Annotated in this window: 24 protein-coding genes and 1 pseudogene; 12 read left to right on the plus strand and 13 right to left on the minus strand. The window is 57.7% G+C overall.

Going from position 1 to position 25,344, the window contains the following annotated elements; genetic code table 11:
• Positions 1-30: 30 nt before the first annotated feature.
• The 3 genes and pseudogenes from AAZQ98_RS06180 to AAZQ98_RS06190 all read right to left on the minus strand — a co-directional run.
• Positions 31-372 (minus strand): annotated as a pseudogene (locus AAZQ98_RS06180) (nucleotidyltransferase family protein); the annotation flags it as partial.
• Positions 373-475: 103 nt separating this feature from the next.
• Complete coding sequence (locus tag AAZQ98_RS06185; RefSeq protein WP_434690584.1) at positions 476-3,931, minus strand: DNA polymerase III subunit alpha; 3,456 nt, start codon at positions 3,929-3,931, stop codon at positions 476-478.
• A gap of 36 nt (positions 3,932-3,967) precedes the next feature.
• Complete coding sequence (locus AAZQ98_RS06190) at positions 3,968-4,276, minus strand: hypothetical protein (protein ID WP_434691319.1); 309 nt, start codon at positions 4,274-4,276, stop codon at positions 3,968-3,970.
• Between the two features lie 414 nt (positions 4,277-4,690).
• On the opposite strand from AAZQ98_RS06190, the gene AAZQ98_RS06195 reads away from it, so the two are divergent.
• The 5 genes from AAZQ98_RS06195 to AAZQ98_RS06215 all read left to right on the plus strand — a co-directional run bounded on the left by AAZQ98_RS06195 (position 4,691) and on the right by AAZQ98_RS06215 (position 10,704).
• On the plus strand, positions 4,691-5,167 hold the full coding sequence (locus AAZQ98_RS06195; RefSeq protein WP_434690586.1) for a hypothetical protein: 477 nt from the start codon (positions 4,691-4,693) through the stop codon (positions 5,165-5,167).
• An 847-nt stretch (positions 5,168-6,014) separates the two neighbouring features.
• Positions 6,015-6,224 (plus strand): hypothetical protein, encoded by a 210-nt coding sequence (locus tag AAZQ98_RS06200; RefSeq protein WP_434690587.1) that lies wholly within the window; start codon positions 6,015-6,017, stop codon positions 6,222-6,224.
• A gap of 341 nt (positions 6,225-6,565) precedes the next feature.
• Positions 6,566-7,747: a hypothetical protein gene (locus tag AAZQ98_RS06205; protein WP_434690590.1), complete on the plus strand. Its 1,182-nt coding sequence runs from the start codon at positions 6,566-6,568 to the stop codon at positions 7,745-7,747.
• Between the two features lie 246 nt (positions 7,748-7,993).
• Positions 7,994-8,863: a hypothetical protein gene (locus AAZQ98_RS06210; RefSeq protein ID WP_434690593.1), complete on the plus strand. Its 870-nt coding sequence runs from the start codon at positions 7,994-7,996 to the stop codon at positions 8,861-8,863.
• A 377-nt stretch (positions 8,864-9,240) separates the two neighbouring features.
• Positions 9,241-10,704, plus strand: coding sequence for a zinc-ribbon domain-containing protein (locus AAZQ98_RS06215; RefSeq protein WP_434690596.1), 1,464 nt, complete (start codon positions 9,241-9,243; stop codon positions 10,702-10,704).
• 460 nt (positions 10,705-11,164) lie between these two features.
• On the opposite strand, the gene AAZQ98_RS06220 is transcribed toward AAZQ98_RS06215, so the two are convergent.
• Together AAZQ98_RS06220 and AAZQ98_RS06225 are read right to left on the minus strand one after the other, a co-directional pair.
• Positions 11,165-11,494: a hypothetical protein gene (locus tag AAZQ98_RS06220; RefSeq protein ID WP_434690597.1), complete on the minus strand. Its 330-nt coding sequence runs from the start codon at positions 11,492-11,494 to the stop codon at positions 11,165-11,167.
• 120 nt (positions 11,495-11,614) lie between these two features.
• Positions 11,615-12,010, minus strand: coding sequence for a hypothetical protein (locus AAZQ98_RS06225; protein WP_434690598.1), 396 nt, complete (start codon positions 12,008-12,010; stop codon positions 11,615-11,617).
• Between the two features lie 600 nt (positions 12,011-12,610).
• On the opposite strand from AAZQ98_RS06225, the gene AAZQ98_RS06230 reads away from it, so the two are divergent.
• The 3 genes from AAZQ98_RS06230 to AAZQ98_RS06240 all read left to right on the plus strand — a co-directional run bounded on the left by AAZQ98_RS06230 (position 12,611) and on the right by AAZQ98_RS06240 (position 14,934).
• Entirely contained in the window at positions 12,611-13,696 is a 1,086-nt protein-coding gene (locus AAZQ98_RS06230) for an S-(hydroxymethyl)mycothiol dehydrogenase (protein ID WP_434690601.1), read from the plus strand.
• Positions 13,696-14,325 carry an MBL fold metallo-hydrolase gene (locus tag AAZQ98_RS06235; protein WP_105658255.1) on the plus strand — a complete coding sequence of 210 codons (630 nt, stop codon included), beginning with the start codon at positions 13,696-13,698 and terminating at the stop codon, positions 14,323-14,325. Before AAZQ98_RS06230 ends, AAZQ98_RS06235 begins: the two co-directional genes overlap by 1 nt.
• A gap of 96 nt (positions 14,326-14,421) precedes the next feature.
• On the plus strand, positions 14,422-14,934 hold the full coding sequence (locus AAZQ98_RS06240; RefSeq protein WP_434690604.1) for a hypothetical protein: 513 nt from the start codon (positions 14,422-14,424) through the stop codon (positions 14,932-14,934).
• Here AAZQ98_RS06240 and AAZQ98_RS06245 read toward each other — a convergent pair.
• Entirely contained in the window at positions 14,931-15,659 is a 729-nt protein-coding gene (locus tag AAZQ98_RS06245) for an SOS response-associated peptidase (protein ID WP_434690607.1), read from the minus strand. The genes AAZQ98_RS06240 and AAZQ98_RS06245 overlap by 4 nt on opposite strands.
• Positions 15,660-15,786: 127 nt before the next feature.
• Here AAZQ98_RS06245 and AAZQ98_RS06250 point away from each other — a divergent pair, with 127 nt between their 5' ends.
• Positions 15,787-16,065: a glutaredoxin domain-containing protein gene (locus tag AAZQ98_RS06250; RefSeq protein ID WP_105658252.1), complete on the plus strand. Its 279-nt coding sequence runs from the start codon at positions 15,787-15,789 to the stop codon at positions 16,063-16,065.
• 59 nt (positions 16,066-16,124) lie between these two features.
• On the opposite strand, the gene AAZQ98_RS06255 is transcribed toward AAZQ98_RS06250, so the two are convergent.
• A complete protein-coding gene (locus tag AAZQ98_RS06255; RefSeq protein ID WP_434690609.1) occupies positions 16,125-16,862 on the minus strand; it encodes a lipoate--protein ligase family protein in 738 nt (245 codons plus the stop codon).
• 95 nt (positions 16,863-16,957) lie between these two features.
• On the opposite strand from AAZQ98_RS06255, the gene AAZQ98_RS06260 reads away from it, so the two are divergent.
• Complete coding sequence (locus AAZQ98_RS06260) at positions 16,958-17,572, plus strand: uridine kinase family protein (RefSeq protein ID WP_332595147.1); 615 nt, start codon at positions 16,958-16,960, stop codon at positions 17,570-17,572.
• Here the strand turns inward: AAZQ98_RS06260 and AAZQ98_RS06265 are convergent.
• Positions 17,569-18,387, minus strand: coding sequence for a thioesterase family protein (locus AAZQ98_RS06265; protein ID WP_332595148.1), 819 nt, complete (start codon positions 18,385-18,387; stop codon positions 17,569-17,571). The two genes, AAZQ98_RS06260 and AAZQ98_RS06265, sit on opposite strands and share 4 nt — an antisense overlap.
• Before the next feature lie 72 nt (positions 18,388-18,459).
• A complete protein-coding gene (locus tag AAZQ98_RS06270; protein ID WP_434690612.1) occupies positions 18,460-19,035 on the minus strand; it encodes a helix-turn-helix domain-containing protein in 576 nt (191 codons plus the stop codon).
• Positions 19,036-19,111: 76 nt separating this feature from the next.
• Between AAZQ98_RS06270 and AAZQ98_RS06275 the strand changes: the two genes are divergently transcribed.
• Together AAZQ98_RS06275 and AAZQ98_RS06280 are read left to right on the plus strand one after the other, a co-directional pair.
• Positions 19,112-20,047, plus strand: a complete 936-nt coding sequence (locus tag AAZQ98_RS06275; protein WP_434690615.1) for an NAD(P)/FAD-dependent oxidoreductase — start codon at positions 19,112-19,114, stop codon at positions 20,045-20,047.
• Positions 20,048-20,726: 679 nt separating this feature from the next.
• Positions 20,727-20,930 carry a cold-shock protein gene (locus AAZQ98_RS06280; protein ID WP_013349123.1) on the plus strand — a complete coding sequence of 68 codons (204 nt, stop codon included), beginning with the start codon at positions 20,727-20,729 and terminating at the stop codon, positions 20,928-20,930.
• A 293-nt stretch (positions 20,931-21,223) separates the two neighbouring features.
• Here AAZQ98_RS06280 and AAZQ98_RS06285 read toward each other — a convergent pair whose 3' ends face one another.
• From AAZQ98_RS06285 to nrdF, 4 genes are all read right to left on the minus strand, one after another.
• Positions 21,224-21,442: an FAD-dependent monooxygenase gene (locus AAZQ98_RS06285; protein WP_434690620.1), complete on the minus strand. Its 219-nt coding sequence runs from the start codon at positions 21,440-21,442 to the stop codon at positions 21,224-21,226.
• Positions 21,443-21,541: 99 nt separating this feature from the next.
• Positions 21,542-22,813, minus strand: a complete 1,272-nt coding sequence (locus AAZQ98_RS06290) for an MFS transporter (RefSeq protein ID WP_434690621.1) — start codon at positions 22,811-22,813, stop codon at positions 21,542-21,544.
• A gap of 450 nt (positions 22,814-23,263) precedes the next feature.
• Positions 23,264-23,422 carry a hypothetical protein gene (locus AAZQ98_RS06295; protein WP_434690623.1) on the minus strand — a complete coding sequence of 53 codons (159 nt, stop codon included), beginning with the start codon at positions 23,420-23,422 and terminating at the stop codon, positions 23,264-23,266.
• Between the two features lie 733 nt (positions 23,423-24,155).
• Positions 24,156-25,130 carry a class 1b ribonucleoside-diphosphate reductase subunit beta gene (nrdF, locus tag AAZQ98_RS06300; RefSeq protein ID WP_105658533.1) on the minus strand — a complete coding sequence of 325 codons (975 nt, stop codon included), beginning with the start codon at positions 25,128-25,130 and terminating at the stop codon, positions 24,156-24,158.
• Positions 25,131-25,344: the final 214 nt, after the last annotated feature.

Below are 25,344 nucleotides of genomic sequence, written 5' to 3' on the forward strand. Positions count from 1 at the left end.
AGTGATCTTCCTTGATGCCTCCCGTTCAGGTCAGGGTTCATAGGTGCTAATTTGCCCAGGCTCATCACTAGTGCCTGCAAAGCAGCAGGTCTTCGCTGCGAAATGGTCGATGGCGTCCGTGACGCTGAGGAATGGAATAGCCGGCGCCCCAAAGGGCTCTTCGTACCAAAGTTGGACGCATGCTCCGTTGCGTACTTCGATTTCTGGGTCCATCCCCTTGAAGAGTACTTTGGCTCCACGAATGAGCGCATCTTCGGCCTCCCAGGACGTATCTTCATCGAAGTAGATGAAGTCGTAGTCACGAATTCCTCTTTGCGGATCTTTGCCTTCGAGCACGTTCCAAACTGTTTGGGATAGTGCACCTGCAGTGAGCCACCAATCATCTGCGCTTACGCCCGTTCTCCCCTCACGTCAAGTAGCTCTCCTATTGGACCCGATGCACCTGTTAGGTAAACCCTGTCAGCGAACTAGCTCATCATGCCCCTCTCTGGTCCAGGCCTTCAGCTTCCATCCGTTTGGCAAGTTCCCCGACACTTTCGATCTTGCGTGCTCCCTCACCGAGGTTTGGCCGATAGCTTGGTCGCGGCCGGGTGAGCTCCGCGAGGTAGCCTGCAGCAGGCAGGGTCTCTGGCTGATGCAGGTCCCAGGCGTTCAACGCTTGGAGGGAGATGCCGCGCGGTCCGGTACGGCGCGTGACCCCGTGGATGAGCAGCATGCGTGTGGAGAAGAGCAAGGGCGCTGTGCGCTGCTGCGTGTCATCGAAGAAGGTGGCGTCGATGCAGCCAGTCCCATCATCCACGGAAATGAAGACCACACGCTTGCCTCCGCGCATGGGAGGAGTCTGAGTGGCCACCCGTACCCCGGCGACCAGAACTTCGGTTCCGTTGCGCAGGTGCAGCAGCTCGGCTGCCTGCGTAATGGGCAGGTGCGCCAGCCGTCGGCGGTACGAGGTGATCAGATGCTCGCTGGCGTCCAGATGCATGAGGTCCAATTCGGTACGTACTACTTCCGCGGGATCCAGTGCTTTGCCGGTCTGGTCGATATATTCGATCTGCCCCAGATCCAGGGCAAGTTGTCCGGGTCCCGGCCGGTATTTGGCCGGAAGGGAGCTGTGCGCCATGGATTGCGTGTGGGCGATCGTGTCGGCACGGGAGGTCCCGGCCAATAGGGAATCGAACACTCCGAGTGCTGCAAGGTTCTGGTAGGTGCGTCGCGAGAGTCCTGCGCGGGCGCGGACATCGGCGAGGTGCTCATAGGGCTGGCCTGCGACCAGGCGTTGTACTTCGCGTTCGCTCATCTGATGGATATCGCGGAAGGCCAGACGGATTCCATAGCGCCCAGGGCGCAGCGAGCTGGGTGCGCGGGGCACCACAGGAACCTTCACTGGAGCGGATTCGAATATTCGTTCGACTCGGTAGTGCCCGGTGGATCGGTTGATATCCAGCGGGAGGATGGGAACGCCCATTCTGCGTGCTTCGGAGACCAGCAGCCGCTTGGGGTACATGCCCGGGTCGTGCTCCCAGATCCCGGCAAGGAAAGCTTCGGGGTGGTGCGCCTTGAGCCAGGCCGAGTGGTAGGTGGGTACGGCAAAGGCAGCCCCGTGGGCCTTGCAGAAGCCGAAGGAGCCGAAGCCGGAGAGCACCTCCCAGACTTGGTCAATGGTTTCCTGGCTATAACCGCGCTTGGCCGCTTCGGCGCGCACATACTTCTCTACGGCTGGTTCCTTCTCCGGGTTGCCCAGCAGGCGCCGGTAGACATCGGCCATGCCCAATCCGCATCCGGTGAGCACATCAAGCATGCGCAGCACCTGTTCATGGAAGACGGTCACCCCGTGGGTTTCGGCGAGCGCCGGAATCAGATCCTCGTGCAGGTATTGGGCAGGGGCGAATCCGTGGCGGTGCTCCAGGTAGGGCTTGACCATATTCGACTGCATGGGACCCGGGCGGAACAGGGAAATATCGATGATCAGGTCGTTGAATTCGCGGGGCGCGAGTTTGCCGATCAGTTCGCGTTGCCCCGGGGATTCGATCTGGAAGCAGCCCAGCGTATGGGTGGAGCGGATCAATTCGAAAGTGGGTTCGTCATCCAGCGGCACCCTGGACAGGTCTATCACTCCGGTAGCGGAGATGTAGCTGTCGTCGGCGTGCCCTCCGGCGCGGGCGGCCGCTTGCTTATCCGGGTGCATGCGGGCGATCTCCTCGAGCGTGTAGGCGATGGCTGATTGCATGCGCACACCGAGCACGTCGAGCTTGATCAAGCCCATCAGGTCCATGTCGTGCTTGTCGAACTGGCTCATCTGCAGTCCAATGCCCGAGGGCTGGACCGGGGTGCGGTCCAGCAGGCTCGCGTCGGAGAGGATCACCCCGCAGGGGTGCATGGAGATATGCCGGGGCAGCCGGTCCAGGCGTTCGGTAGCGTCGATGAGGATATCGAGCTGGGTGTCATCGGTAATGCGTTCTGCCAATGCGGCCAGCTCCGGCTTCTCGGTGAGCGCTTCGCGGAAAGAGGATGCGGAGAAGCGCCAGAGCTGCTTCGCGATCTCATCCACCTGTTCCTGCTCTACCCCGAGGGCGGCTCCTGCATCACGGACCGCGCCGCGCGCACGGTAGGCGTTCTGCATGCTCATCAGGCTGACGCGCTCTTCCCCGAAGCTGGAGAAGATCTCGCGGTAGATCTCGTGGCGGCGTGCGGATTCCACGTCGATGTCGATATCCGGCAGGGTCGTGCGGGTATCGGAGAGGAAGCGTTCGAACACCAGGTCGTGGGCCAGCGGGTTCACCTGGCTGATGCCCAGCAGGTAGTTCACCAGCGAGGAAGCGCCGGAGCCGCGGGCGGCCACGCGGATTCCCATGCCGGTGATCAGCTTGACGGTTTCGGCGACGGTCAGGAAATACCCGGCGAAGTCCAGCCTATCGATCACCCCGAGTTCCAGAGCCAACTGTCTTTCAATGAGGCTGGGATTGGCGTGCGGCAAGAGCCCGGGCACCGCTGCATGGACTCGCTCGGTGAGTTCTTGCATGGCCGGACGGTGCAGGCCGATGATCTTCGCTTCGGGGATCACCGGCTGCTTCCATCCAAGATCGGCTACCGGGTCCGCCGCTGCCCATTCGGCGAGCGCTTCAGTTTCCCGCAAAAGCTGCTGCGCCCAGCTCCTTTCTGTGGCTTGGCCGATCTCCTTGGCCAGCTGGCGCATCTGTTGCGGGGTTTTCAGCCACCCCTGGCCATTGGGTTGGCAGGAGTCCAGGTTCTTCAGGCTATGCAGGGCGCGCGCTGAGTCCAGGATGTCTGCGGTAACCGCTCCATCGGGGTCCACGTAGCGCACGGCGTTGGTGAGCACGGCCCTGATCCCCCGCTCCTGGGCGTAGCGCAGCAAGCGGGCTGCTTCACCGAGGCTGTAGCGCGATCCAGGGCTGGAGAGGTGCGTGGTAATTTCCACTCGCAGCATCTTTCCCAGCCGCTTCTTCCAGCTGGCAAGCAGTGCCCGGGCTTGGGCGTAGCTTCCCTTGAGGATCGCGCGGGCCACGTCTGATTCGCCGCCGAGCAGGATCATCAGGTTCCCGGCAGCACCCAGGTGTGCCAGCTGCTCGGTTTTCAGCCCCGGAACCCCGTGCGCAGTGCTGTGCGCGAGGGTGATGGCTCGGCACAGCGCCGCATACCCTGCGCCATTGCAGCGCCCACGGGCCAGCAGGACAATCCGCCCTTGGGTTTCTCCGTGGTTATCGAGCACGGCAAGGTTCACCCCGAGAATCGGGTGCAGCCCTTCTGCCATACAGGCCGCCACATGCTTGACCGTTCCATAGAGCCCGTCCCGGTCAGTCAGCGCGAGCATCTGGGCACCCTGCGCTTTGGCCGCTTGGGCCAGCTGCTTTGGGTGCGAGACTCCGTAGTGGGCGCTATAGGAAGAACTGACGTTCAGGTGGGTGAAGCTCATGGAGGTCCTTCGAATATATGTTCCCCTGCAGGGGAATTAGGCGCTGCGGGCCAGCGACTCATGCACACGCACCAGACGCCACCGTTCGGTTTGCGCATCAAAACTCACATCAACGCTGTGCACTTGCCGGGATCCGCGCACCGCGACCAGTTGCAGGCGCCACATCTCATAGTCGGCAATCCCTGCACCGGCTCCGCGAGGAATCCGCAGGTTTTCATCCCACCATTTGCGGCGTTCGAACCAGCGCTGAGGCTCGGCCACCAAGTGATAGTCCTGCCCTTGCCAGCTCACGCGCAACGGCATTCCATCAGCTGCACGAGTAACCTCGATCGACTCGGTGAACATCCCCACGTGTGCACTCCTTACTTAGTAGAACCATTCTATTCGAACACGTGTTCGAATGACAGTTACACTAGTCAGAGCGACCGACAGTTTGGGTTGGCCGCGTATGTGGTGAGAGCAATGGAAAGCCTCAATCACAGAACACTTCCCTAATGGCGCTTAGTCCTATATGTGCATTATGCATAGCGCCATAAATTACAAAACGATGAAGCGAATGGAAGCTCATCGCAATACCTCGTCCGCGTTAGATTAATGAATTGACTGCTCGAAGTAACCCCAAGGGCGCGGAGGACACAGCTAATCCACACATTGAAAAAGGACCACAGATTCCTCCGGAGGCAGCCACCTGAACATCACCGTCATTGCGAGACCCAATCCGAAGAATAGTGGACTATCGGTGTTCCCGAAACAAGGCTCATGGCGCAAGCCAAACACCTCACTGAGCTTGATTCAACGGCCAGCACGCCAGCCGCAGATGTCCTAGAAATAGATCCAGAAAGTAACAATGTAACGATCAGTTTGAGTCAGCCGAAGGAAAACGCGAATGCGCTTGATGACGCGAAGCCAAAAATGCGTTCAGTTCAAACTGAACTTACGGCTGCTTCAAAAACCTCCCGAACGGCAGTCAAAGATTTACGCAAGACAGGGTTGACCGTTCGAGAACTCGCCAAACTCATGGAGCTGAGTCCCGGGCGCGTCACCCAGCTAGAACATCACGCTACCCCAGAACCACGACCTGGCCATTCCAATAGGCCACTTCCCTGCATTCCCTCAATCAGCAGTTTTGTACCATGCGGGGACTATTCATTCTCTATTACAGAAGGAATGCGCGGGGTTCGTTCTTCGCATAGCGGTGTGGACAAGAAACGAAACGAAGAGTCACTTAAGGAGTGAACCGGTTTCTGCGGTGGCAGAGCGCGTCGCTGCAAAGGTCGATATACCTCGCGCTTCTCGATTCGTTGCGCTCTCGAAATCCTTCGTTTCCGAAATCCCTTGGTGCTATTTGCTCCTCCGCTCCAATCGCCTCTTTGGTGGCCCCGTTTCTTCCGAAACGGACAGCGAAGGACTCATGCCCGTCTCCGCGAAGGGCCGATCAAGGATCGGATGCAGTCGACGCCGTGGCCATACTTGACGTCTCCCCACTGGGCTGAAGGACGCCGGGACCCGTAGGAGTCTTGGGTTCTTCGCCCACCCGGGGGACTTCATGTTCCACGTCGCTCAGGCACTCATACGTTTTCGATCAAGCTTCGTCGCTCAGTCCCATAGCCGAGGCCAACACAGGTAGTGCCAGTTCGATGCTCCTGTCCAGCAAGTCCGTGTTCTTTCCTTGATACTCGGCAAAGACCTGAAGCGTGGAAAACACCGCCACAATTGCCGGCGCTAGGAATGAGACAGCGTGTGAACGGCCTTCGAGCCCGAAGCCTATGTTGCCAACTGCTGCCGTTAGGAGAAGAGCGGGGCGTTCACGAACGCGCACCGCCGAGGACAGCCACCGCCAAGCATCGCACCCTCGTTCCCTCGACCATGACTTAAGTTCATCGGCGACCCTGACGAGCTGGCCTAGATCGACTGCCTGACCGACGACACCCTGGTGGTCACCAAGTTCGAATGCCTCGCTCGTTGCAGGACGCACGTGACATATTCGAGGACTTCGCTAAGCGCACCATCGATTTCTGCCTCGGCGAGTCCCATCCACGACCCCACCGACCCCGTCGACAAGCACCTCTTCAACGTCCTGACTATGCTCACCGAATTCGAATCCGACCCCACCCGAGCCCGCGAAGGCCAGCAGATCGCCAAGGTCAAGGGCAAGCTCCGCGACAAGCAACCCACGCTCTCCCGAAACAGTAAGTCGTTGCCCAACCAAGAACTCCACCAAATTTCCATCGCCAACACTATTTGTCAGATGGAAATCCAAGAATTTAAACTTCCAATGTCCGGATACAAGTAATTAACCCTTATCCTGACACCCTTTGAAAGGGGCTTCTTACGCTAGGTTGGGGTATTGCTTAATCTAACGGATCACAACGCCGTAAGGAGCGCTGGTCATTAGGATATTTAGACCACATCAATTGAAAGGAACGACTATTGAGATTCCAGCCTGCAGAGATTGAGTCAGCTCCCGTCTACGCCAGAGTCGAAGAATTCGACAGCGGAGAAGGGATCGTTCTCCTAGATTGCACGTCTGCGAATTCTCCGGAGCTTCAACAGCTCCTGGAGGAGTCGCATCAGCAATTGCGGCAACGATGGCGCCGCTCTTTCGGGCTCATCGACGATTCTGATAATCCTTCCATGAACCTCCTCAGCAATGTGCCTGCGGCCATTGTGACGGTACGTGTAAAAGATCTGAAAAATTTGCAGGCAACATTGGATTCTGCCACTTGGTTCCGGGTTCAGTTGCCTGCTCTGACATCTATTTCAGAGAATCCACCAACGATCAGCGCAACAGATATAGAAGTTGTTCCCCCTAAAGAAGCCAACAAACTGTCAGCCATTCTTGACATGGATAATTGGCCCCGCGTACCCGCCCCTCGACTTGCTGCGGTTCTCGATGCAATCCCCCCGGTTGACGGGGTGGTGGTGCACGACGTCGGACAGGGGTCTGCCAATGCGCTGTTCGACTCTTCAGGGGAAGCAGTCATCTATTTTGACACCGGACGTGCCGGGAAAGCCGGGGCCGGTATGGTCCGCGGTGGGATGGTCGGAAAGACGAAAGTGCCTTCCGCGCCCGCAGGGTTGCAGTTGTGTGCCTGTAGCAGTCCCCTTGTTGTGTTATCCCACTGGGATCTAGACCATTGGGCAGCCGCCAAGGATGGAAAACGCGAATTGCTAGAAAGTAATTGGGTGGTTCCAAGCCAAAAAATTGGGGGAACGCACTCGACATTCGCGGCACTGATCCTAAAATCTGGAGGGTCCATATTTGTCGTCAAACGAAGCTCCTCACCAAAGACAGGCATGGCCCTTAGCCAGAACGTGTACATCAAATATGGGAAGGGAAAGAATAAGTCTTTCAAGGACCGGAACGATAGCGGTTTGGTGCTCACCGCCACCATCAACTCATCTTCCGGTCGCCACACGATGTTCTTCCCCGGCGACGCCAGATACGACAAGTGCGAGACACCTCCCCGAGAAGTTGATTTATTGGTTGCATCCCATCATGGCGCTGATCCGGGAGGACCTTTGAATCTTCCCAAGCCAAAGAATGATAACCAATCTCGGCTGGTGTATTCCTTTGGTCATCCCAATGGCTATAAACATCCGACCCAAGCTGCCCTGAAAGCTCACCAGAGTCAAGGCTGGAACGACAATAACTTGAACCATTGCGGTCAGAACCAATCCTCGCCAGCCGGCAACGTCAGGGCCACTTACTCAGCATCCCGGAAGACATGGCAGAGCATAGTATTTCCAGCCAGTTCCCTCCCCACAGCAATAGGCCATTTCGGCAAGATCCACAAGGAGACCCTGTCCTCATAAATTTCATAATCGAGCCATCTTCGCCGCAGGATCATATGAAAGGATATCCTTGTTATTCTGATATCGAAATAATGGGGACATCCGTTCCTGCATTATGGTTCCAGCGATGGTTGCAATGAAAACAGGTCGAACCTCGGCGCAGGATCGCCAAGAGACTATGAATGAACCGCGGCATAACTGCTGTATTCTGACGCTGGCGGTCAAAAGACAGAGAGCAAGGAAACGTAGACCAACTAGGTGGCACAAATGGGTTTGAAATCGTGGTTTAGCAGGAGGGAAAAACCTGACGCAGCGGAAGCCTCACCCACCATAGATCTACCGCTGTTTCCTCTCGATCTGGGTCTCCCTTTCAACAAGGACGTAGAGGTCTCCGGAACCATGACGTTCGCCCACGATGACGTCCTTGCACTGATGAAACGCCGAAACATGACCAGCGAGCACGGTTACCTGGAAGCCGTGGCAACCCTGCAGCCAGACCCCGACAACCCGGTGGAAGCGAACGCAATCGAAGTTCTCGTCGACGGCATCCGTGTCGGCTGCCTGTTGACGGGGCTCGGCAAGTCGGTCCGGCAACACACTACGTCGCCGGTGAACGCCAGCTACCAGCTGCACACGTTTCGAACCGGAGACAAGGTCAAAGCCAAGGCCTTCGTCTGGCTCGATAACAGCCACCCGAGCTGGAGCTACAGCAAAAGCACGCCTGCACCCCTCATGTTGGACACAAGGGCAAAGGAAGCCGAAGCCGGCCACAAACACACTGTGCAAGAAGGCCTGAAGGCAGGCGGCACGCGGCAAAAAGAGTTCGAGAACGCGCTTGTCGGAGGAGTCCATTACTTGGAACTCGTGGAGCCGATCAAGCAGTTAAAGCGCGAAGGGAAACTGCGCGAAGCGCTCAAGCTTTGCTACGTGGCTATCGAGAGCGCCGAGAGGGGCAAAAGCGGCGGCTGCCCGGCGCCGTTCTACACCATCCAGGCAGCCATCGTGCACCGAAAACTCCGCGAACGAGACGAAGAGGTTGCTGTCCTGAAACGCTGGATGGCGGCTTCCCCAAAGCGCTTCCGCGAGGGTAGCAGAGTTGCCGAGCGGCTGGCCAAGATCGAGTTATCCAACAGGTAGGCAACCCTATAGGATAGTAGTGAGGCAGGCGGAGGCAGGCCCGGAATCATCAATAGGCGGCCTCCATGGGCAAATGGCAGGAATGTTCTACCAGCGACTGTTCGAACCGGGCTGCGTTCACTACCCGGACGAAACCGGCTTGGTGCTTACAATGTCTCGAATCTATCCTGCATAACATGGGGCTGGAAGCGGCAGAACCCTTCCCCGGGCGGAACGTTCGCTGGCTGACTCGGTGTCGGCTCTGCCAAGCAGAATGCCACTACCTGCTTAACTACCTTTTCGACCTCCAAAACCGAAAGGACGAGCCAGCGTGCCGGCGATGCTTCTTGGTTGATTGGTCCGCACACGCCAACCTCTTGTCTGGTACGAACAGGAACGTGAGCATCCAGGAACAGTTAGCGCGCCTCGAACAGAACAACTATGAGCCCGTCGAGTTGCTCTTCGTCCTACCTCGCGACGGATACCCCATCATCACCAGGTGCCGCTCTTGCGGACGACAAGTAGCCCATCGCATGGGTGATATCGGCTGGGGGTGCCCATGTGTGGCCAACCCCAATTCTTCGGCAGGGAAGCTCCCCGGTGCAACGAAGAAGAAAAATCTACTCATCGACTCCAGCTCCCCCGCTCTGGTGTGGTGGGACGTCGAAGCGAATAACCCTCAAGACCTGAACACCGTGACTTTGCTGGCCAACCGCGTCTGCGCTTGGGTATGCCCAAACTGTGGGCATCATTTCACCGCCAGCGTCCGATCCATCACCCAGTGTCTGGAGTGTCCAGAATGCGATGCTCGAAAGCGTGAAGGGCGTGCGCGTGAGCGTGCGATCCAGAAGGTGACGCCCATCACGTCTGTGCCGGAGCTCCTCGAAGCGTGGAACGACGAGGCCGACCCGAATCTGATCATGGTTGGGGATTGCAGGCTCAGGAAGCTCAAATGCCCCGAGGGGCACCACCCGCGGGTCACTCCCAGCCTATACCTGTATTCCGGTTGCCCCAGCTGCCGCTCTGCGCGAACACGCACCGAGGGGAACCGGCCCAAGCTGGCCAGTGAACTGCCGGAAATCGCAGGCCAATGGCATCCAAGCCGGAACGGTAAATGGACGCCTGAGAACGTAGGGCCGGATTCCAAAAGGCTGGTCTGGTGGCAGGCAAAGTGTTGCGGCCATGAATGGCAGGAAGAGGTCCGCCAGCGCAACAAGCGGCCACGGTACCTATGTCCGGAATGCCACACGATTCTGGACTCCCTCGCGTGGTTGGACCCGGGCATGGCCGCCGAATGGAGCCCAGAGAACCCTGCCACCGCATGGCAGGTACGCCCCACCGGCGCTACAGGGTTCATGCCGGTCTGGGTGTGCGCCGTGGAACCACTTCACCAATGGAAAGCATCGTTGGCCTCCCGATACGCCGGGTCCGATTGTCCAGAGTGTCGGCTGGTTGGAAAATCGAAGATCGAACTGGAACACTTCGAAGCTGCACGGGAGCAGTTTGGTTCCGCCCGATCCGGACCGAAGCTCATGGATTCGGCCTTCACCCAGCGCAGCCAGTGGACCGTTGACATTCTGGTCGAAGCCTCCGGGGTGAAGTTAGCCATCGAATACGACGGCTCATACTGGCACTCTCCCGAAGCGAAAAACCTTATCGATCTAGCCAAAAGCCGTGATCTGATGGCCGCTGGCTATCTGGTGGTACGCCTTCGGGAGAATGGCCTTCCGACCTTGGGCATCATTGACCCCCGTTACCTCGAACTTCAGGTCTACTCGGTCGCACCACGCCCCAAAAGCACGATGGCTGAGATCTCTCAATGGGTGACGTCACGAGCCCAGAAAAAATCAAAACGCTTCTGATAGCCAATGAACCTACGATGAGCGGTCCCTCTCATGTCTGGACGAAGTGAACCCTATTGGTAATCCTGCCGCCGTTTAGTGAAAGAACAGCTTTAGTAGGCGATTCCGGTCAAATGCCGATAACTTCACATTTGCACGAGTGTCCCGCTCACTGTATTGCTAGGTGGGTTCACAGCATCTGTAGACAAAGTGACGTGAATATCAACCAGGACCCCTAAGCGAGGGTCCTTTAGTCGTTTACCAACGCTGAGTGGGCCATGCCCTACACGGCGCGGCAATTTCGTCCAATGGCGACTCTCACCTCGACTCTGGGCGGCATCTCGATCCTCCGTCCACTGGTCGGCTCTCCGTGGGGCGGTTCGCACTGTCCTGCCCGAGACCTTCGGTAAGACACGACGTTGAATGGCACGTTACGTCTGCCCCATCGTGACCCGTCGTCTCTTAGACAATGCGGTAGCAACTAGCGTCTGCGCGAGTAGTGCCGCACCACGGTGACCACCATGACGTCGGAGTGGAAGCGCTGGTAGGCATATCTGACGACCAAGTCTCCAGACCCACTACACCGGCCATGGCTTGGCCGGATTCGATCAGCCCTCCTATCCACCTCGCACAATGCTGTCCCGGTCAGCAGCGCCGTCAGCGGTAACACGGTGATCAACAAGTCGACGAACGAGACAGAGCGGATTCTGTTGATGACGAAGGACATGGCCCGGTAGAGCCACGTGTTCGAGTACAGGTTTCCGCTCGCGGTCAGGTACATGTGCACGCCCAACGCGAATACCAGCAGCACCGTGAAGATGAATGCACCTCCAACCCTGATGACGGTGTCCAGTAATGCCTGGAATATTTCTGGCCAGCTAGCATTGGGCAGGAGCTTATCGAGGGCGCACCAACCTTGCCGAGCCGCGGATCAGGCCGCCGCATGGGACGGATCAACGCGGACGGAGTCCCCCAAGCTTTTCGCGCAGGCTTCCCGCGCAGTATTCCTCCTTGAAACGTCCGCAGTTTGAAGCTCGGGAACCAGCAGGTGAGAAATGTTGGCGGACGTTCCCGGCACAGCCGCGGCGGCGAGGTTAAAACCGTCCATATCCGTTTCCTCGGCCCAAGTTTCAAGTTCATAGACGACTTTCTCGGGTGAACCCCAGATGACCGGCCCGTCCCCGACCAGCTTGGCGTATTCGGTAATCTCCCCCACTGTCCATTCGCGTTCCGAATCCGCTTCGGTCATGGCCGAGACCACCGAGGAAAGGGCTTTGGGTTCATGGAAGGAGAACACCTCGTCCGGATTCAGCGCAGCAAATTCCATGCCCGTCCATCCGACATCAGCACAAACGCAATGGTGAGATCTGCCACTTACAGGTAGGAATCGAGCTTGGCCTATGCCTTGGCGTCGGTTTCCTCGACAACCACCAGTTTCTGGTTGAGCGCCGATACTTTGGAGACGTCGCCCACCGAAAGCAGAGACCGCCTCGTGCAGGGTGCGCACCTGGTTGCCTAGAACCCGTTTGCTGGGGACATGTACAAACACCGAATCGGCATGGCGGGCGACGAACTTCACCCCGCACGGCGAGGCACCGACCTAGAAAAGACGCCCAGCCCCAGCGCCGGGATCTCAAGTCCCGGTGCCAGCTCGATCGCGTGCTGTTCTTGCATCACGGCTCCCTCATCTCTGACGTGTGCTTTTACCCGCGGGGGCATCCCTTCTGATATTCATTCGCCCGCCTGTGAAAGTCCAGTCCAAAACGGCCTGCCATTAATCGGGAATCAAGCACAATGGCTGAGCCGGGACGAACTCGCGCCTTGTCCGCGCCACACTTGGTCATTCAGAGCGGGGCTCCTAGATTCCCGCCAGCTACACCGATAGCATCGAGAGAGCACTAGCCAATCGTTCCAGGAGCTAAATCCCATGTCCCATAAGGTCAAAGCCGTTATTTCCCGCGTCAAGGACGCACCCGTAGAGGTCGTAGACATCATCGTTCCGGATCCGGGTCCCGGAGAAGTAGTTGTCGATGTGCTCACCACCGGTGTCTGCCACACCGACCTGCACTACAAGCTCGGCGGAATTGGCGACGAGTACCCGTACCTGCTGGGCCACGAGTCCACCGCAGTAGTCAGCCAGATCGGCGAGAACGTCACCAACGTCAAGGTCGGCGACCGCGTGATTCTGAACTGGCGTGCAGTCTGCGGCCAGTGCCGCGCTTGCGCCAAGGGCGAGCCGAAGTACTGCTTCAACACCTTCAATGCCACCCAGAAGATGACCCTGGAAGATGGCACCGAGCTTTCCCCAGCGCTGGGCATCGGATCCTTCGCCGAAAAGACCCTGGTCCACTCCGGCCAGTGCACCATCGTGGATGAAGAAGCCGACCCGGCCGCAGTAGGCCTGCTCGGTTGCGGTGTCATGGCCGGCATCGGGGCAGCGATCAATACCGGCGAGATCAAGCGCGGCGAGTCCGTCGCAGTGATCGGTTGCGGTGGCGTGGGCGCTGCTGCCATCGCCGGCGCGCAGCTGGCCGGCGCAACCACCATCATCGCGGTGGACGTGAACCCGGACAAGCTGGAAGGCGCCAAGAAGTTCGGCGCCACCCACACCGTGGATTCCTCCAAGGTCGACGCCGTGGAAGCCATCCAGGCGCTGACCGGCGGCTTCGGCGCCGACGTCGTCATCGACGCGGTGGGCCGCCCGGAAACCTACAAGCAGGCCTTCTACGCCCGCGATCTTGCTGGCCGCGTCGTATTGGTAGGCGTGCCAACTCCGGAGATGAAGCTCGAGCTGCCGCTGCTCGATGTCTTCGGCCGCGGCGGCTCGCTGAAGAGCTCGTGGTACGGCGACTGCCTGCCAAGCCACGACTTCCCGATGCTCGTCGAGCAGTACAAGCTCGGCCGCCTGGATCTGGATGCCTTTGTCACCGAACGCATCACGATCGAAGAAATCGAAGACGCGTTCACCAAGATGCATGAAGGCACCGTGCTTCGTTCGGTGGTGGAGCTCTAATGGCCGCCCGCATCGAGAACGTCGTCACTTCCGGCACCTTCTCTCTGGATGGCGGGACGTGGGATGTCGATAACAACGTCTGGATCGTCGGCGATGATTCCGAGGTGATGGTCATCGACCCGGCACATGATGTAGCCAAGATCCGCGAAGCTGTGGGCGATCGGGAAGTCATGGCCGTGCTGCTTACCCACGGGCACGATGACCACATCCGCGCGGCTGGCGAATTCGCCGACGCCGTGGATGCACCGCTGTTCTTGAACCCGGAAGACCGCATGCTCTGGGAAGCTGTCTACCCCGAGCGCGATGTGGACGCAGAAATCAGCGAAGGCGATTCATTCACCATCGCCGGCACCACGCTGACCGCCCTGCACACCCCGGGGCACTCTCCGGGCTCAACCTGCTTCTACGCCGAAGACCTCGGTGTGCTGTTCAGCGGTGACACCCTGTTCAACGGCGGCCCGGGGGCTACCGGTCGCAGCTACTCCAGCTTCGAGACGATCGTCGAGTCGATCCGCACCAAGCTGCTGGTCCTGCCAGCTGAAACCGTGGTCAATACCGGCCACGGCGATGCCACCTCCATCGGTGCCGAAGCACCGAACCTGGATGAATGGATCAAGCGCGGCCACTAAGCACCACGCATCGAGCGGCAGCAGGCCTTTAGAGCCGGCTGCCGCTCGTGTTTAAAGTTGATGCGCAAAACATCTGGTGATGGCAAGATTAAATACATGCCTTCAGATAAACGCTACAAGTCCGCCACTGCCCTATTCCTGGGCGCAGCAGTATTCATCATCGTCGGCATCGTCGTGCTGTGGTGGGACAGTCGGCAAGAAGTAGTTTTCTACTCTGGATCCTATGTACCGCTGGTCGAAGACTCTGAAATCTACTTCGGCCCGGGTCCCACCGAAGTTCTCGGTTGGGTGCTGGCTTTGCTCGGCGTTGGCGCGCTGGGGGTTGCTGGCGGCTTATCGCTTCGCCAGCTCGCTCGGTTCAAGGCCTGGTTCCTGATCGCCGGGCTGCTGTTGGCAGCAGGTGGCATCGGAGCACTGCTATGGGACTACAACCAGGTTCGAACCTTCGGCTGGTTCGCCTATGCCCCGCTGAGCGAAGCAGCATTCGTTCCTGAAAGCGCAGCCCACGCCATGGGCGAGCTGGGACTTGTAGCAGGAACCCTGCTGGCCAGCAGCTACCTGGGGTTCCTGCACGGGTCCAAGCCCCGCGGCTCAGCCATCCGCGGCTAAAACAGCGAGTTGCTGTGCGCCTCAATCAGCTCCGGCGAATTATTGCGCACATTGCCAACAGCGGTATCGACCTCATGCATGGTCCATTGGGAAGCCACATCGAAAGCTTCGGCGCGAATCTGCTCGATCAGCCCTTCACCGTCTTCCTCGGCAGGGTTCATCCACCGGCCCATCATCTCCTTGCCCAACGGAATGGGCAGTCGATCATGCAGGCCCGCAAGTTCGCCGAGCACCCCGGGCTCTTCCGCCGAAGGTGAATCCATGGTCATGATCGAGGTGGAAAGAATCCAGGACCCGTCCTGGTCCTTCCACCATTCGTAGAGGCCGGCGAAGAAGATCAGCTTTCCATCCTCGCGATGCACGTAGAAGGGGCGCTTTTTGCTGCCTTCCTTTTTCCATTCGTAATACCCTTCCACCGGGACGACGGCACGGCGCTTCTTCACCGCCGAACGGAAGGTCGGCTTGGTGCTGGCCGTCTCGCTGCGCGCATTGAAGGCGCGCACCCCGACCGCCAGCTCCTTGGCCCATCCTGGCACCAGCCCCCACCGTGCTACATGGATCTGGCGGTGCAGCTCATCGTCGATCAGCCGCTCGAGCACAACCGGCACGTCGGCAGTCGGAGCAACGTTCCAGGACTGGCGCAGTTCCAGATTGGCGTCCGCTTCCGCCTCGGCCTCTGCCACCAGATCGCCGATGGCTTTGGCCATCACATATCGTCCGCACATCGCCTACCCCTTAGAACCGGCATCAAGGAAAATCTGCTCCCCAGTCTAGCGAGCGGAGCAAAAGAATCCAGCGAACTTTTTCTACCCCTCCGGGAACAAAGTAAACATCATTGCCGTTACACCATGTATGAGCAACGAATTGAAGCTTGACCAGTACGTTCCCGCTGCCGGCGGAGTCACCATGTTCACCACCAGCTGGTGCGGCTACTGCCGCAACCTCAAGCGCCTGATGGACCAGAAGGGTGTCGCATACACCGAGGTGAATATCGAAGAAGTCGAAGGCACTGCAGAGATCGTCGAGGCGTTCAACAACGGCAACCAAACCGTGCCAACCCTGATCTTCCCGGACGGCACCGCAGCCACCAACCCGCGCATTGACGAGGTTGTTGAGCGAGTCGGCGCCTAGATCCGGCCGCGAACCAAAATCGGCACCCGCATCGGGTGCCGATTCTTTTTTAAGCTGTGCTAGATGCCTTGCAGCGCGGCGTGCTCGCTATATTCGTCGAGCAGCGCTGAAATAAATGCTTCGGTGGTGACAGCGGCGAGCAGATCATTAGCCGCGCCTACCGTCGTGGGATCCATTGGAATGCCCATTGCTTGGTAGACCCCATCGAGGACTTGCCGCAATGGCGCGGAATCCTCGACAACAAAGACCGAAGAGAACAGCCATGCCCCGGAAACCACACGCTGAGCTGTGCCTACCAGCTTCACTGGATAGTTGCGCGGCGATTTCCCATCAGGGAGGCCATGCACCGAATGATCTCCCGGGCAATACTCCCCCGGGATTGGCCCGACTTGCGCATTCACGCCAAGGCGCTGGAAAGCGTTGGCATACACCCGCGCGAAGACCTCGAAGCGATTCTGCTGGCGCATCACCGCCTCGGCTTCGGGCTCAATATGATCAACGATCAATGTACCCCGGTGATACGCGGCGGCCCGGCCTCCGGCTTTGCGCACCAAAGGAGCAAATCCTTGCTGCTGCGCTACGTCACGAGCCGCCTCATAGCCCTCTAGCCGCACATCGCGCTGGCCGAAGGCCAGGGTCGGGTCCGGACGATAGAGCCTTAGCAGCGCGCCGCTTTCGCCAGATTGGACGCTGCGCAGCAGTTGCACTCCACGTTCTAGGTCAGCAGCCGGGTCTCCGCTAGGATTTTCGATTTCCACAGATAACGGCGCATCTGACTGGGGGTTCCACAAACTCATAAATCTGAGTCTAATTCAGCAATTCGCTCCGGGCGGAGTAGATGTCACAGCATCCGATTGCCGATGGCCGAGGTTTCTGGGCCATAATAAAAGGCGTGCCAAATTCTTCTACCCCTGTCATCCTGATCGGCGGACCGTCCGGCTCCGGCAAGTCCTATCTCGCGTCGAAATTCGGCCGACCCCACCTGCCGCTGGACGAGTTCTACCGCCAGATCAGCGAAGACGGGAATCCCGTTGATTTCCCCCGTACCGGTTACGGCGAAATCGATTGGGACAATTCGGCTACCTGGAATCAGGAAGCCGCACTGCAGGCTATCGATGATTTGCTCCACCGCGGTACCACTCTGGTCCCCAACTACTCGATCACGACCTCGAGCTACAACGGGCATCGTGAAATCGCTTGCGCAGACGGGCCGATTGTCGCCGAAGGCATCTTCCTCTACGAAATCCTTGAGCCGCTGCGCGCCAAGGGCATTAACGTCCAAGCGTATTACGTGGACGAACCGGCATTGGTAACTGCTCTTCGACGGTTCGTGCGCGATGTAGCACAGCGCCGGAAACCGGTCCTGTTCTTGGTCAAGCGCGGCTATGCACTTTTCCGGGCCCACGGTGCAGACCGGGAAAAGTACCGCCAGCGCCAGTTCACGCTGAAGTCCAAGCCAGAGCTCAAGAAGCTGCTGGCCAAGCTTTCAACCGGCGCATCGAGCTAGCGCGAACGGACCGTCAGGATCTGTTCAGCACGGCCGAAAGGGCCTGCTTCATCGTGCAATACCGTTGAGGTCAGGCCGATGCCGTCTGTGCCGAAGCTCTGCTGGACATCCAGGCCCAGCCACTTGCCCTCGGGCTTGCGGTACATGTGGATCTGCAGATCCACGTTCGGGTAGATCCAGGTTCCTTCCCCCGGATCCACGCGCGGCACCACACCGTTTGCCGTGTCGATCATTCCCACCAAGCTGGACAACGCTGTGGCGTCTCCTGTGTCGACGAGGTCATAAGGAGTACGCAGCCACGCAAAACCTCGACCCGGCCGCAGCTCATCATTGGCGCGCATCTCGATGGATTTGATGTAGCCGCCGGGCCACTGCTCACTGATTTCGCGCACCGCGCAGGCCTCTGGGCCTGGGATTTCCTTGTCTTCAACCCCTGCAACAGCACTGGTGTCACCCGTAATCACCCGCCACGCGCGCGCAACGATGCTGGTGCGGCCCTTGGCCGTCATTTCGGCCTCGATCAATTCGATCGTCCGGCCGGGACGGACCATTCGCGTTGAGATCTCGAATTCTCCGGCGTGAATAAGGCCATGGATCTCATAGCTGATCCGTGCGATGCGCATGTCTTCACGAGGCTGGAAATTTTCCAAGGCGTAGGCCAAGATTCCAGAGGCGGGACCCATGTGCTGCTCATGGGGATTCCACGCACCTTGGGAATGCCACGACGAGCGATAGCGGCCTTCACCGAGTGCTTCGAAATAGAAATCGCCATCAGCTAGGACCTGTTCAAGCTCCTCGTTGAGCTGGTGCGTCATCGTTGCCCTCCTGGCATCGCAGTGTTCAATACTCTGCCCTCAGGTTATCCAAGAGTAATTGAAATCACTAAACTAGCTGGCTGTGTCGTGCTCATGGGCTCGTTGGCCTGCATGATCCATGATTCCGAGCACCTCGGCAATGCCATTGACCGCCCACAGGGCATGAGGAGTCATTGTGTCGAACTGCGCAGATTGCCCCGCCTTCACGTGATAGGTGCGATCTCCTAGCTTTAGCTGGATTTCTCCGAGGAGCACTGTGAACCATTCCTTGCCCGGATGAATACGCAGCTCGGTGGGAGCAGGCGCCTGCGAAGGGTCGAAACGTATTTTCGACACATTCACCCCGTTAACTGCGTCATCGGTGGACAGCTTCCACATGGTTATCCCGGGCATCGAAATCGGCTCCGGGCGGATAATAATCTCGGCTTCAGAGGTCGATACGAGCTCATCCAAGCTGGTATTCAGTGCCTTGGCTATTGGAACCAGCTGGTCAAGGGCAATACGCCGGCCTCCCGTTTCAATCCTGCTGAGCGTGGAAACGCTCAGGGAAGCCTTGCTCGCCAACGATTCCAACGACCAGCCGAGGTTCTGCCGCAACGTTCTTATGCGCTGGCGGATAACTTGGTCAACTTCGAATTCTTGCGTCATGCGCAAAACGGTACACCCCGCAGCGCAAAACGTCGATACCGTGGACACAACATCACAAATAGCAGGGAGAGGAATCATGGAACATTTCGAAGCGATCATTATCGGCGGCGGCAGTGCCGGGCTCGCGGCCGCAGTCGCATTGGGCCGCTCACGGCGTACCGTCCTGGTCATCGACGAGGGAAATCCGCGGAACGCGGCAGCGCAGCATGCCCACAACGTTCTGGGAAACGAAGGCATCAACCCGCTGGACCTCCTGGCCCGCGGACGGCAGGAAGCGATTGGCTATGGTGCGCGGATCATCGAAGGCGAGGTGGAGAACCTCACCGGTTCGCTGGACACCGGATTCAGCGTCTCTGCTGCAGGGAATACCTTTAGTGCCGAACGAATCGTGTTGGCAACGGGCCTCATTGATGATTTGCCGTCGATTCCGGGGCTGGCCCAAGCATGGGGTGATACCGCGATCCATTGCGCATACTGCCACGGCTGGGAAGTGCGTGACCAGGAGATCCTGGTACTCGGAATCGGCCCCATGAGCACGCACCAAGCAATGATGTTCAGCCAGCTCAGCTCGAAGATCACCTTCGTCAACCACACCCCGGATGCATTGAACGATGAAAATCGCGCGACACTTGCCGCATTGGGAATACCGGTGGTTGAGCAGCCAGTGAAAGCAATCGATTTCGACACCCAAGGGACTCTGGATTCAGTCACGCTGGCAGACGGCCAGAAGATCAGCGCTCAAGCGCTGGTCGTTGCAAGCCGAATGAACGCACAAGCCTCGCTCTATCTCAAGCTCGGCGGACAGCTTGCCGAGCACCCGCTTGGCACCTTCATCCAGGTCAATGAATTGGGTGCCACGGCCCTGCCAGGGGTTTATGCGGCAGGGAATGCCAGCAACCTAGGCGCGATGGTCATGGCAGCAGCCGCAGCCGGAACGATCGCAGGAGCAGCCATAAATGCGGATCTGCTCGGAAATCAGCTAGCTAAGGTCCAGGCGCAAGCGAATCCGTAACTGCTGGCTCTACCCCTTCGGGCACCGGCCCAAACGGGGGGTAGAGCCAGGGCCGCCGGGTGAGCATGAAAATAGCCCGCATCAATTTTCCGGAAAAATAATATTTACTAAAATACTAGTCAACAGGCAAATAACGAATGTCGATGCAACGATTTGCATTGCCAAAACGCCCAAGTATCACGCATCACGCCCCACGGACCAGCGATCAATGGTACGCTTGATTTGTTACCTCAACGGTTGCAGGTGTGAGTCCCCGCCAGTAATTGTTAGCAGTAGGATTTGTAGCACAGCCAACAAATCGTCTGTGCTTTACAAATCGGCTCATCGATCTTCAGATCGAATGAGCTCCTATCGAAACGAATTCTTCATCTTCTCTTCTTCACTGCAGATAAAACATCTCGACGACTCCGTACGTCACTTTTCTGTGGATTCCTTGTTCTACTCCGCTAGCGTGGGGTCATTACCCGTTAGCAGCCTGGAATCCGACGATGTTTAAGCAAGTGCAGCGACCCCCGTTTTGGCCGATACCGGCAAAATCAGTATTCGATTCTCCGTATCGACGGCAGGCGAATCGTTCTCGGCAGCTCTGCGCGAGGTAACCCCTAAATTTTCCGATTCGGAACTTCGGATCGGCAACCAGGCCACATCGTGGCCAATCAATAAATAAGGATATAACACTATGGCCACTGGCACCGTGAAATGGTTCAACGCTGAAAAGGGCTTCGGCTTCATCGCTCCTTCGGATGGATCGGCTGACGTCTTCGCACACTACAGCGCAATCCAGAGCTTCGGTTTCCGTAGCCTCGAAGAGGGCCAGACTGTTGAGTACACCCTGGAAGCTGGTCCAAAGGGCCCACAGGCAACCAACATCCAGGCTCGCTAAGAGACTTTCTTCAAAGGTGTAGTTCCCCGCAAGGTTGGAACTGCACCTTTGTTGCTTTTAACCGGTTCTTAGCTGCAGGCTTCGACCGGAGGACGTTCCCGAAGAACCCCAACGCCAAGCAATCTACCTGGCAGTGCCGTTTGCTTCGGGGCAAGCGGAAAGCTGCAGCTATCGGCATCGGTAGCTGGAATTCGGCTCGGAATTCGACTGTCAACTGCACGGCTAGTAGATTGCGGAAACTCCACTGTGGGGCCACGGCAATGAATTGAAAAGGGAGCTGCATTCGCGACAGGTTAGGAACGGTTGCCGGCGATCCGTTGGAGTCCGACTACTTGCCTGGGTAACTTTGCTGAACCCGATTCTTCGAATTCGCCCACCAGTCCCAGTTCATAGAGCACGTGCAAAGTTGACGGACAGATGGTGCCACCGCGAAAGTCCCTGAGGAACTCACGGTGCTTGTCATAAACCGCTACTGGCACACCGCTGCGAGCAAGCATTAAACCGGCGGCCATTCCAGCCGGCCCTCCCCCAACTTTGATTCACTGCCTTCTGCCTGCCATGAATATGCTCTCCTTCATTCGAAGTGCCTATTACCGAATTGGATTTGCAGCCTACTCGTGAACAGTTCCGGCGCTATTAGACTTCATATTCACAGCGATCATGAACATCGCAAAAATCAACAGCACCACGGCCAGTCCGCGGAACCCTACAGCTGCCAAAATTGGGCCAGCGGTGAGACCGCCAAGCACACCAGCCAGATTCATGCAGAGGTCCGACGTGCCCTGCAACTTCGGACGTTCAGCAAGGCCAACTGATCCAGTAATCATCGTTGCGCCTGCAACCGTCGACGCCGACCAACCGAGGCCTAGACTAAGCAACGCCAAAGTTGTCACGGTATGGTTCTCTGCATTGCTCCATACCAAGATGCTTGCGGTAACTAGCAACGCCTGCCCGGTAAAGATGACCGTTCGTGGACCTAGCATATCTGTGAGCCAGCCAAAGACTGGTGAGAGCGCATACATCCCCGCAACATGGACCGAAATGGTGATCCCGATGAGCGTGAGGCTTGCCCCTTGATGCTGCATGTGAATTGGAGTCATCGACATCATGGACACCATATAAAGATGAGTCAAGGCAACGGTAAGCACGGCATGCCTGGCAGCAGGAGTGTTTCTTAGGATGCTCCAGCCGCGGCGGCGAAGCTGAACCTCGCTCGTTTGGGCAGCCGCCTGACGCTGTGCGATCTGCAACGGATCGGGACGCAAGCCCAGCCAATAAACAAGAACTCCTACCAGCTGGGCGCACATCGCAATAAGAAAGCCGCCGGTAAACGGTGGAAGGCTAATGAACTGCGCTAGCTCTTCTCCAGGTTCAAATAAATTCGGGCCGATGACTGCACCCGCAGTTGTTGACCACACAACCAGGGAAAGGTCACGGCCTCGTGTAGCCGTGGTGGACAAGTCGGTGGCAGCGAATCGAGATTGGAGGTTCATTGCCGAACCTGTTCCCAGAACCAGCATTCCAAGCAGCAGCAACGGCCAGTATCTCAGAAAAGCTGCGGCAATGATGACGACAACACCGCTGGCTGCCAGCAATGCGCCGGTCGACAGCGAAATACGCCGGCCGAACTTCTGGGCAAGCAATGCCAAAGGCAACGCCATGATGGCAGCACCTAAAGTATTCATGGTCGCGGCCATGCCAGCCAATGCATCGAGTCCGGAAATGCTTACGATCAGCAGCGACCCCAAAGTCAGGGTTGCGCCACCGCCTAGGCCTCCAAGAATTTGTCCCGCAGCGAGGACGGAAATCGACTTGCGTCGAATCCGCTGAATCTGCTGGTCATCCAATGAACGCTGTTCATCCGAAGTGGATTCGATCTGCACATTGACTCCCCCGCATTTATAGCTACCTGTACTGTCTAAGTATCTACTATTTATCTCCGAGCGTTGAGTGCGCCGCTGTGCATGACTATGGACCCACCGAAGCTGGGCTATAGTCGGAGTGGTCGCATCCCCATGAATTTCCAATTCAATGGGCTAGGTAACTCACCTTGGTTGCGGATCCGCATCTTTCGACGCTCGAATAATACTGGCGTATCGCTCTGCCGGGTCAGCAGGCAGTCCCACTTTAAGTTCACGGTTCACATCAACAGCGAACACCTCTGCGGCTCCGGATTGGAGTCCATCTCGCGGTCTTCAGACCCCAGTTTGGCTGAGCCGTCGGCGAAGGCGCAAAATTTCGGACCCGTATGTGAGATCGGTCCTTTCGAATAGGGCAAGGGCGACGCATGCTTCTGTGGAAGCATACCGAGATTGCTATTACGCCTACTCAAGTTACTCGTTTTCGCGAATCGCTGCCGCAGGCAGCTTACCCTTCACTGTCTCAAGACCACTGCCTCCAAAGCTCAAAATACGTGCCTTGTCCGGCGCAGTCTCGATCGTTTCCATAACGTGCACCGCGAAGAGCGCCACTTGAGCTTCAAATGGTTCCATTTGAGGCCAGAACTCTTCGCCACCAGATTGAACCGCGTGGTTGAGCACTTATTCGAAAGTGCAGTCGAATGCGTATAGCTCTTGGGAGTCCGCATACCGCAAGAATACGTATCCATCTTCAGCAGGAGGCACAATAAAGACCTCGCCAAGCCCCGATAATTGGTGCTTCAATCGCTCCAGTTTGCATGGCAAGCTAGGCATTTGGACCCCCATTCTTGCTTTGGCAGAGAACCATAATGATGCAGCGATCTGATTATTCGACCGCCGTGCTGAGGTCTGTCTCTTCTGCTTTTGTGGCCGAAGGAGTTTTTGCCTTAAGAGGCTGGACCCGCGTGGATGCTAGTCAAACCCCATTGCTCACGATACCTGCGAAATCTCGCCAGTTCGCGTTCATCTGCGGTTGCGGGCCAGGTTGCTTCCGCCCAAGCCATAATTCCCCGCGATCTGGCGGTTGTCCTTGTCTCAATGGGGATACTGCGAGAACGAGCTCCAGATTTCATAACCGCTGCTCACCGCGCAAACGGGACATTGGTCCACGCACCGGGTTCGCACGTGATAACCATTGGCGTTTCCAACACCACAGGCGCCCCAAGATCTTGCTCGGTCCACCGCTGACGTACCGTTAGCCCAGCCGGATACGTCAACTTCGGAACAGCTTAAATGCCAGCAGGCCCGGACTCTGCATGAGTCCGGGCCTGCTGGCCATCACCAATTAAGCTGAAGATTTTCTAGATTAGAAATCCCAGTCTTCGTCTTCGGTGTTCACTGCCTTGCCGATCACGTACGACGAACCGGAACCGGAGAAGAAGTCGTGGTTCTCATCAGCGTTCGGGCTCAACGCAGCCAAAATCGCTGGCGACACATCGGTCACGGTCGACGGGAACATTGCCTCATAGCCCAGGTTCATCAGCGCCTTGTTGGCGTTGTAGTGCAAGAACTTCTTGACGTCCTCGGACAGGCCTACCGGATCATAGAGATCGTGGGTGTACTGGACTTCATTTTCGTACAGTTCATACATCAGCTCGAAGGTGTAGTCCTTCAGCTCCTGCTTGCGCTCCTCGGTCTCGTTTTCCAGACCCTTCTGGAACTTGTATCCGATGTAGTAACCGTGAACAGCTTCGTCGCGGATGATCAAGCGGATCAGGTCTGCAGTGTTGGTCAGCTTCGCATGCGAGGACCAGTGCATTGGCAGGTAGAAGCCCGAGTAGAACAAGAACGATTCGAGCAGGGTCGAAGCAATCTTGCGCTTCAGTGGATCTTCGCCGTGGTAGTAGCTCTCAATGATCTGAGCCTTCTTCTGCAGGTTCACATTTTCAGTGGACCAGCGGAAGGCTTCGTCGATTTCCTTGGTCGATGCCAAGGTCGAGAAGATCGAGGAGTAGCTCTTTGCGTGTACCGATTCCATGAAGGCAATGTTGGTGTACACGGCTTCTTCGTGTGGGGTGATCGCATCTGGAATCAGCGAAACAGCGCCAACGGTGCCCTGCAAGGTATCAAGCAGGGTCAGACCGGTGAAGACGCGCATGGTCAGCAGCTTCTCGTCTTCGGTCAGGGTTCCCCACGACTGGATGTCGTTGGACAGCGGCACCTTCTCCGGCAGCCAGAAGTTATTGACGAGACGGTTCCAGACCTCTACGTCCTTGTCGTCCTGGATACGGTTCCAGTTGATTGCCTCAACCTTGTTGGTGAGCTGAATCTTCTCGGTCATTGCCCCTCATCGAAAAGCTAAATCGTATTAAGAACTTTGCTTACAACTCTACCGTTCTTTCGAACGCCACCTGTACAGCAAGGCCCCAAGTTATTGTCAGATCGCTGACACGATCTGAGGTCGTTTTGATATGCAACAGCTGCCGTTGGGCGAAACCATGCGGCAGCTGTTGCGTGATGCCATTGCCCGGCTAACCGGTCAATGGATCAAGGTC

Origin of the sequence: Glutamicibacter sp. Je.9.36, assembly GCF_051129975.1 — a bacterium.
Lineage (GTDB): Bacteria > Actinomycetota > Actinomycetes > Actinomycetales > Micrococcaceae > Glutamicibacter.